The sequence below is a fragment of the Lyngbya sp. CCY1209 genome (assembly GCF_035615495.1).
Classification (GTDB): Bacteria; Cyanobacteriota; Cyanobacteriia; order Cyanobacteriales; family Microcoleaceae; genus Limnospira.
Window position 1 is genome coordinate 1 of record NZ_JAJENU010000356.1, and the last position, 7,967, is coordinate 7,967.

Genomic DNA, 7,967 nt, shown 5'->3' on the forward strand with positions numbered 1-7,967 from the left:
TGGGGGTTTGGGGGCGGGACTATTTACAAATGCTTTCCGATTCCTATATAACAATGTGAAATAATGAGTGAAAAATCAATCTTCTCAAAGCCCCCAGAATTGGGGGTTTGGGGGCGCGACTATTTACAAATGCTTTCCGATTGCTATATAACATCGTCCGTTGTCAGGCTTCAGCCCCAAACCACCGATCCGACTCCTTTGATAAAGTGCGACTCCGCCCCGATCGCCCCCAATTCCCCCCATCACCCATCCGGGTGAGCTAAATTTATATTGAAAATAGAGAACCAAAATAAAAGACCCTACGTCAGTAGAGTCAAATCCAATTATTTACGCGAATAGGATACTGTAAACCATGTTCGGCACCAACCTCTACCGTTCCGGAACCTCCGTCCTCCTCACCCTCAGCATGGCTGCGGGATTCGCCGCCCCCCTGCTGCTGACCCAAACCCCCGCCACCGCCCAACAGTTCCCCAGTTCCCTGCAACGGGAAAGAATCATGGCCGGAACCGTCATCGCGGTGGAATATCCCGAAGCCGAGAAAATCGTCGTCACCCCCGACGAAACCACACCTTTGACAATGGTCGTCGCCCGAGATGTCGTCACCAGCCAGGGGCGAGTTTGGCTGCCCGCCGGGGCGGAAATCGTCGGGGAACTGCGGCCGGCCACCGGAGGCGGATCGCAGTTTATCGCCGATGAAGTCATCATCAGCAGCAATCGGCGGTACAGACTCGACGCCAATTCCAACGCCGTCACCCGCACGGAAACCATCCGCAAAGGCGCCTCAGCCGGCGATATCCTCAAAGGGGCAGCCATCGGCGGGGCGGCGGCGACCGCGTTAGCCGGCGTTTTGGGAGATAAAGCGATCGCCACCGAAGAAGTGCTCGGCGGGGCCGGACTGGGTGCGATCGCGGGCATTTTCCTGGGCCGCGAAAAAGTCGATGTGGTGGTCATCAACCCGGAAGAAGACCTCGCTTTGACCCTGCAAACCGACCTGTTCTTCCGTTAAAATATGAGGGGAATTGATCGTTGATAATTGATCGTTATTAATTGTCAATTCTTCCTACACCCGACACCCGAATTTCTATGCTTCCCTATCGCGATCGCAAATATCTGTTTCTGGTCCTGCTGGGGCTCGGACTAGCCCTGCTGGTCGGTTGCGGGCGTCCCCCGACCCGTGCGATCGCCCAGGAGACGGGCGCCCCCAGCCTCTCCCCTCCCCTGGACTGTCGGTTGGACGACGATTGCCTGATTCTGCTGTACAGCGATCGCGATCCGAGCCCCGAAGCAGTGGATTTCGGTTGCGGTCGCCAAACCTACGACGGCCACAAAGGCACCGACTTCGCCATCCCCGACGAACGGGCGATGGCCCGGGGCGTGGAAGTCTTCCCCGTGGCGCCCGGTCAGGTGTTGCGGGTTCGGGACGAAATGGCCGATCGCCGGGTCAGAAATCAAGCCGATCGCGCGGCGGTGGAGGGAACCGAATGCGGCAACGGCATCGTCATCGACCACGGCAACGGCTGGGAAACCCAATACTGTCACCTCAGACAAAACAGCATCGCCGTCCAACCCGGCGATCGCGTCGATCGCGATACACTATTGGGACTCGTCGGCACCTCCGGTTTGAGCTCCTTCCCCCACGTCCACCTCAGCGTCCGCCACGATGGAGAAATAGTCGATCCCTTCGTCGGACCCAACGCCGCGGCGGGTTGCCAAGTCAGCCGCAACCCCCTCTGGAACCAACCCTTCGAGTACACCCCCACCGGTCTAATCCGGTCAGGATTTTCCACCGAACCCCCCGAGATGGATAAAATCTGGAAAGGCAACTATTCCGAAACCCAGCTTTCCGTCGCCAGTCCCGCCCTATTATTCTGGGTCCAAGCCTACGGAGTCCTAGCCGGAGACGAATCCGAATATCGCCTCACCGACCCCCAGGGCAACGTTATCATCGAACACCGCGATCGCATCGACTCCCCCAGCCGCACCTGGTTAGGTTACGTCGGCAAAAAAAATACCAGCGATCGGCCCCTCACCCCCGGAACCTGGAACGCCTCATACCGCCTCACCCGGGGCGATCGCACCCTCATCGACATCAACCGCCCCATCCACCTGCAATAATCTGCGAAAATCTGCGTAATCTGCGGATTTATCCCACAACCAATAAATCCGGGCAACCCGAAACGCCCCATCAATGGGACAATAGTTGTACTTCGATTGCCAAAATCGATTGTGCAGCAAGGGAACCGCTCAAATGTTCAAACGAATTGCAACCATTCTTCTCGTCGTAGTCGGCCTCACCCTCGGAGGTTGCGTCGCCACCGGCGGCGGACTCAACAGCTTCGTCGATACCACCGACGGCTACGAATTCCTCTATCCCAACGGCTGGGTGCAAGTCAAAGTCTCCGACGGCCCGGATGTGGTCTTCCACGATATGATCGAGCAGACGGAAAATGTCAGCGTCGTGATCAGCCCCGTCACCAAGGGCGACAAATTGTCCGACATCGGAACCCCCACCGAAGTCGGCTACACCCTCAGCAAAAATGCGATCGCACCGGAAGGCTCGGGCCGGACGGCGGAACTGGTGAACGCCGGGAAAAAAGAATCTCCGAAGAATACTTATTATTTACTCGAATATGCCGTCACCCTTCCCAACCAACAAAAACGGCACGATTTCGCCAGCATCGCCATCAGCCGCGGCAAACTTTTCACCCTGAACGTCTCCACCAGCGAACGGCGGTGGCAAAAAACCCAAAATCTGCTCGAACAAGTCGTGCGATCGTTCTCCGTTTATTAAAATAGTCAAAAACCGGGTTTTTATGAAAGTCGATCTTTCCCAAGCAAAGTTTTGCCCAAAAACCCGGTTTCTCATCCCCCTTTCCTCACACCCAAAACTCCAATTCCGCAATGGCGATCAATTCCAAACTGACCTTTATCCTCGCCTCCGCCTCCCCCGCCAGACGGCGTTTGTTGAATGCCCTCGGCATCCATGCGGCCGTCATGCCCAGCCATTTTGACGAGTCCAGCCTGCAAATTGACAACCCCGCCGAATTAGTGGAAACCCTGGCAGAGTGCAAGGCAGAAACGGTGGGGCGGCGGCTGCAAGAACGTCCGGGCGACGGTTTGTTGCAGCGGGAAAATACCCTGATTTTGGGCTGCGATTCTTTGTTGGTCGTCCAGGGGGAAATCTACGGAAAACCCGCCGACGAACGGGAGGCGATCGCCCGCTGGGAACGGATGAGCGGCGACGTCGGGGAACTCCACACGGGACACGCTCTGATCGATATCAAACAGGAGAAAATTTTGGTGCGATCGCGGGCGACTCGGGTTTATTTCGCCGCCGTCGATACCGGCGAAATTGCGGCTTATGTCGCCACGGGAGAACCCCTCAACTGTGCCGGATGTTTCGCGATCGAAGGGAAGGGCGGCGCCTTCGTTGACAAGCTCGAAGGCTGCCACACCAACGTCATCGGCTTGAGTTTGCCCCTACTTCGGGAGATGCTGCGGGAGTTGGGTTATCAAATCACCGACTTCTGGAAAAATAGTGGGGAGTAGGGAGTCGGGAATCGGGAGTCGGGACTGAAACTGCTTTTCTATAGGGGTTTCAAAATCTATTCTCCGATTCAAACTGTCAATACACGATCGCCGATCCCGAGTCCACTTGAGTGGACTTTTGCTATCAGCCTTGAAATTCATTTCAAGGCGGGTGGACTCTATTCGTATTTTATCCGAACTTTCCCCACCCTGTCAACCCCTTTTTTCGCGATTTCGAGCCTCAATTTTGAAGCCAAAAGACGGGCGATCGCAGTCTGAAATGATAGGTAAAAATCTTTCGGCTCAAAGCCCCCAGAATTGGGGGTTTGGGGGCGATATATGTGTCAATACCGCAACAAACAGGCGATGGGAAACAGCAGATATTCCAGAAAAAACAGTTTCCAGATAAACTGATAAAAGCGGGCGATCGCTTTCCGGTCTTCCAAATCCACATTCATACTTCGCCACCACAAGACACTGAGTAAAACCAGATGGACGAACGCCAGGAAAACCGGATTTAAATACCCTTGCAACGGAACGCTGGCGAGTATCATTCCCAAATAGCAAACCGTCAGCACCCCCCGGGCGAGGTTAAAGACAGAAACCGTCCCCAGTCTAATGGTAAACGTGGTAATATTGTACTGCCGATCGCCCTCGATGTCGGGGATATCCTTAAAAATGGCGATCGCGAACGTAAACACCAAAATAAACAGTGTCAGAACCCACACCGTCGGCGGTATCGCCGGCAGGTTCCAGGCCGTGTCCCCGGAAAACGCCCAGCTAAAATGACAGAATAAGCCCAAATTGACGATAACACCCCGGACGGTAAAAATACAGAGTGCCGCCCAAAAGGGAAACCGCTTCAGCCGAATCGGCGGGAGGGAATAGGCGGTTCCCAGTCCCAAACTGATTCCCACCGTCGCCCATAAAAACGGCCCTCCAAGTAGGGCGAGAATAATTGCGGAGAGTCCCGTCAAGCCGACGATAAATCGCCCCTGGCGGAGGGAATATTCCCCGGAAGCGAGGGGCAAATCGGGTTTGTTGATTTGGTCAATTTCGATATCTTCGAGTTGGTTCAGGCCGACGATGTAGATGTTGCCGCACAGACAGGCAATCCAAGCGATCGCCACCGTCGCCAGACTCGCAGAGACAAACTGCCCATCATCCCACAGTAAATCGAGTTTACCACTCAAAGCGATCGCGGACAACCCCAAGACGCTGAGGCTGGTTCCGATGATGGTGTGGGGCCGCGAAAACTTCCAGAAGGCGTACAGCCAGGGCGCCTTTTTTTGAACCGGGTTGACGGCGATTTTTGCCGGCGGGGGAGGAGATAATTCACCCATAATTGAGTCAAACTAATAATGATGCAATCGTTAAAATATAGCAGTGCGCTCGGCAAGTCGTGATATCATGTCCGCCCAAATAGTTTTTACCAAAACTATTTTTTGATTCGATAATCAACCCATCAATAGGATAACTGATGACCCGAACTTGATCAGACATGGGATTGGGTTTGGGTAGTACAGGCATCTTGCCTGTAAAAGCCCGACTTGTCAACATACTCTTCGCGCACTACTATGCTAACCCGTGATGTTTGTCACAATCAAGAATTGCGTCGAGTCAAACAGGCAAGATGCCTATTCTACGCGGGGGGTTAACGGCGTTCAAAGATGGTTCGGTAGACAGGTTCGCCGCGAGATAACGTCGCGATTTCCCGTTCCGACGCCGCCGGCAGGGGATTGTCCGGCAACCATTCTTGTGTTTGGATTTGAAATTGGGGATGTTCCAAAAACCGATCGCGCATTTCTGCGGCCACTTCTTCCACATCCGAAGACAAAAAAACCTCCCCGCCAGAAACCATAAATTTCGACAATTCATCCACCAACTCCGGCTGCACAACCCGCCGCCGTTGGTGCTTATTTTTAAACCAGGGATCGGGAAATAAAATACTGACTCGTTTGAGAACTCCCTCGGGAAGCGATCGCAACAGCGAGTCCAGAGCAAAGTTGGCATTACAAAATATATAATGTAAATTGTTCAATTCTTTGTCATCCCGCCACTCATTCGCCTCCTCCACCAAGGGTTTACGAATTTCCAAGCCCAAAAAATTCCAGTCCGGTTCGAGTTGGGCCAGCTTCCACAAAAACCGTCCCCGTCCGCAACCGATATCGACGTGCAGCGGGCGATCGCTTTTATCATAGATCTCCGTCCAGTCGGGGGGAAGCACGGAAAATTGAAACTTCCTGGCCAGCGGATTGACGTGCTGACGAACGCGAACTCGTCCCAACTTTTAACACCTCTAAGATTGATTGACATTTCATTTCAGGTCAAACAAGCTTCTGCTTGTCACAGGCAGGATGCCCGTGCTACCTATTTTGTAGCTTCAGAAATAGTTCCCCGTGGATCTGCGCCCGATCGCGCAAAAATCCGATTTTGGCAGCGGAAAGGGGCTCGCCGTTGGCGTAACATTCGAGCCAAGCTTTGCTGATAACATTAGCATCGTCGGGGAGCCCGGCCAGTTCCCATCCCGGCCAGTCGAACTCCGCCATCAACTGGCTGACTTTCGGATCATAGCTGAGGGCGAAACAGCGACACGCCGCCGCCGCCGCCATGATCAAGCTGTGGAAACGCATCCCGATCGCCATTTCCACGCCCCGAAATACCCCCCGCAACATCCCCGGGTCTTCCAATTGTAAAATATGACTGCGGTCGGGAAGAACACTGTGGAGAGATTCGGCGATCGCCAGATCCCGGGACAACTGAAACGGAAGCAGCAAAATATAGGCCCCCGTCGCCTGCTGAAAAGATACCAGAGCCCGGGTCAGGTTCGCCAACCGTTTGGGAGTCAGCAAAGGATGCGATCGCAGCGTCACGGCCACTCGGGGGGCCGGAAAATCCCCCAACCCCGGCACGGGTTTCGGTTCTAGGGCCCACACCGGATCGGGGGCGAGGGTCAACGGGATCTGCCAACTCGACAGCAAAGCCGCCGAACAGCCATCCCGGACGCTGACCGCATCGCACCCAGAAAACGCCCGCCGCGCCAGGGTTGCGGTCATCGGACGGTTGAGGGGGCCGATTCCCTGCGCCCAGGCCACGGTCTTCAGGCCCATTCGTTGCGCCAACCCCATCAATCCCGCATAATAAAAAGGACTCAGGGCGCTGGTGGCATCCTGAATCAAACTGCCCCCGCCCCAGATGAACCAATCCGAACGGCGCAGGACCTGCCACACCTGAAACGCACTTTTGCGATCGTAGGCCCTCACCCCGTATCGCGCCTCCGTCTGGGGGGGATTTCCAGACAGGGCGATCGCTTCGACTCCCTCCGGCAACATCTGCAACAGCGACGCCAGCAGCGCCTCATCCCCGCCATTCCCCTGTCCGTAATACCCGCAACAAACCGCCCTCGGCATTTTGAATTTTTACGATTAGCGCCGAGTTTAACTATATCAAATCGGGGTGGGGAGATTGCAGATTTCCCACCCCCCATCCCCAACTGTTTCAGGAACACTTCTCCTCGCACACCGTCAGTGATGGCAACACGGCAGCCGGGGCCACCCGCGATCGCACCGGAGTGTATCGACGGACTGTTTTGCCGCGAAAGTCTTGATATCAGGGCATCGAACCATCGCCGAGTTCATCTTTTGATTCAATTGGCAGTCTCTCCAACATCGCACCCCGGCCTTCAATTTCAGTCTCAAAAGACCCCAAAATCCGGTCAAAAGCCTCCCCTGTTGAGGGGTGAGGAGTGAAGAATCCGGAAAAGGTTCTCCATCCTATCATCTCAAGAGGTCACACTTTTGACTTTTGACTTTTGACTTTTGACTTTTGAAGGGTCAACAAACGCCGTTGTCGTAACATTCAGAAGGTCGCCTTTGTTCCACCTCCGGCGACGGAAATTGAACCTCGGACGGTCGGTGTTCGTCAAGGGGAAAAATGGACTCCGTTGGCACGGAAAAAGACGGCAACCCGTTGAAATGGCGGGCGAGGCCGGACCGGCCGGATATCGCCAGCAGCAACGGCACCGCGATCGCGAATGTTGTAATTTGTGATTGGATCTTCATGGTCTGAACCTCATTGAACCCGGATGTGATGACAAATGGCTGACCTTTTGCGGTTGCCTATCTTGCCTGTTTCACTTTTCCATGTAGGAATGGACGGGCAGGATTTTCGTGCTGGAGATTGGCAAAGAAGGGACGGCACAGAGGAGGGGATGGGAAATCGATCAAAAACTCCGCTTCTCGCCGGACTCTCTACTTTTAATTGTTCGCGACTGACCCCAAACTGTCCTCTTGTGTTGTGACAGTTGGTATCGGGGTTGATTGGGACGTGATAAAATTAGAGGGTAGCTTCAAGGATAATCCCGTCAGCACCCCCGGCTGAAGCACGGGGGCTTCGTGCCCTCCCCTTCAGGTAGCTGACCAGCTATCGCCTTAACTGGC

General features: G+C 54.7%; 8 protein-coding genes. 4 read left to right on the forward strand and 4 right to left on the reverse strand.

Annotated features, from left to right (window positions below):
- Positions 1-352 precede the first annotated feature (352 nt).
- From LKE08_RS10050 to LKE08_RS10065, 4 genes are all read left to right on the forward strand, one after another.
- The gene (locus LKE08_RS10050; protein ID WP_324704084.1) at positions 353-1,006 is read left to right on the forward strand and encodes a hypothetical protein; all 654 of its coding nucleotides are present in this window, start codon (positions 353-355) and stop codon (positions 1,004-1,006) included.
- A gap of 77 nt (positions 1,007-1,083) precedes the next feature.
- Entirely contained in the window at positions 1,084-2,115 is a 1,032-nt protein-coding gene (locus LKE08_RS10055; protein ID WP_324704085.1) for a M23 family metallopeptidase, read from the forward strand.
- 133 nt (positions 2,116-2,248) lie between these two features.
- Positions 2,249-2,791 (forward strand): photosystem II reaction center PsbP, encoded by a 543-nt coding sequence (gene psbP / locus LKE08_RS10060; RefSeq protein WP_324704086.1) that lies wholly within the window; start codon positions 2,249-2,251, stop codon positions 2,789-2,791.
- 110 nt (positions 2,792-2,901) lie between these two features.
- The gene (locus tag LKE08_RS10065) at positions 2,902-3,549 is read left to right on the forward strand and encodes a nucleoside triphosphate pyrophosphatase (protein WP_324704087.1); all 648 of its coding nucleotides are present in this window, start codon (positions 2,902-2,904) and stop codon (positions 3,547-3,549) included.
- 323 nt (positions 3,550-3,872) lie between these two features.
- Here the strand turns inward: LKE08_RS10065 and LKE08_RS10070 are convergent, their stop codons facing one another.
- The 4 genes from LKE08_RS10070 to LKE08_RS10085 form a co-directional block, all read right to left on the reverse strand.
- Entirely contained in the window at positions 3,873-4,871 is a 999-nt protein-coding gene (locus LKE08_RS10070; RefSeq protein ID WP_324704088.1) for a homogentisate phytyltransferase, read from the reverse strand.
- A gap of 311 nt (positions 4,872-5,182) precedes the next feature.
- Entirely contained in the window at positions 5,183-5,815 is a 633-nt protein-coding gene (gene trmB / locus LKE08_RS10075; RefSeq protein ID WP_324704089.1) for a tRNA (guanosine(46)-N7)-methyltransferase TrmB, read from the reverse strand.
- 79 nt (positions 5,816-5,894) lie between these two features.
- Complete coding sequence (gene csaB / locus LKE08_RS10080) at positions 5,895-6,938, reverse strand: polysaccharide pyruvyl transferase CsaB (RefSeq protein WP_324704090.1); 1,044 nt, start codon at positions 6,936-6,938, stop codon at positions 5,895-5,897.
- 423 nt (positions 6,939-7,361) lie between these two features.
- Positions 7,362-7,589, reverse strand: a complete 228-nt coding sequence (locus tag LKE08_RS10085) for a hypothetical protein (RefSeq protein WP_324704091.1) — start codon at positions 7,587-7,589, stop codon at positions 7,362-7,364.
- Positions 7,590-7,967: the final 378 nt, after the last annotated feature.

Bases quoted from the DNA above. Each gene is read 5' to 3' on its own strand.
- psbP (WP_324704086.1), top strand. From the start codon at position 2,249: ATGTTCAAACGAATTGCAACCATTCTTCTCGTCGTAGTCGGCCTCACC.
- LKE08_RS10085 (WP_324704091.1), bottom strand. From the start codon at position 7,589: ATGAAGATCCAATCACAAATTACAACATTCGCGATCGCGGTGCCGTTG.
- LKE08_RS10050 (WP_324704084.1), top strand. From the start codon at position 353: ATGTTCGGCACCAACCTCTACCGTTCCGGAACCTCCGTCCTCCTCACC.
- LKE08_RS10065 (WP_324704087.1), top strand. From the start codon at position 2,902: ATGGCGATCAATTCCAAACTGACCTTTATCCTCGCCTCCGCCTCCCCC.
- LKE08_RS10070 (WP_324704088.1), bottom strand. From the start codon at position 4,871: ATGGGTGAATTATCTCCTCCCCCGCCGGCAAAAATCGCCGTCAACCCG.
- csaB (WP_324704090.1), bottom strand. From the start codon at position 6,938: ATGCCGAGGGCGGTTTGTTGCGGGTATTACGGACAGGGGAATGGCGGG.
- LKE08_RS10055 (WP_324704085.1), top strand. From the start codon at position 1,084: ATGCTTCCCTATCGCGATCGCAAATATCTGTTTCTGGTCCTGCTGGGG.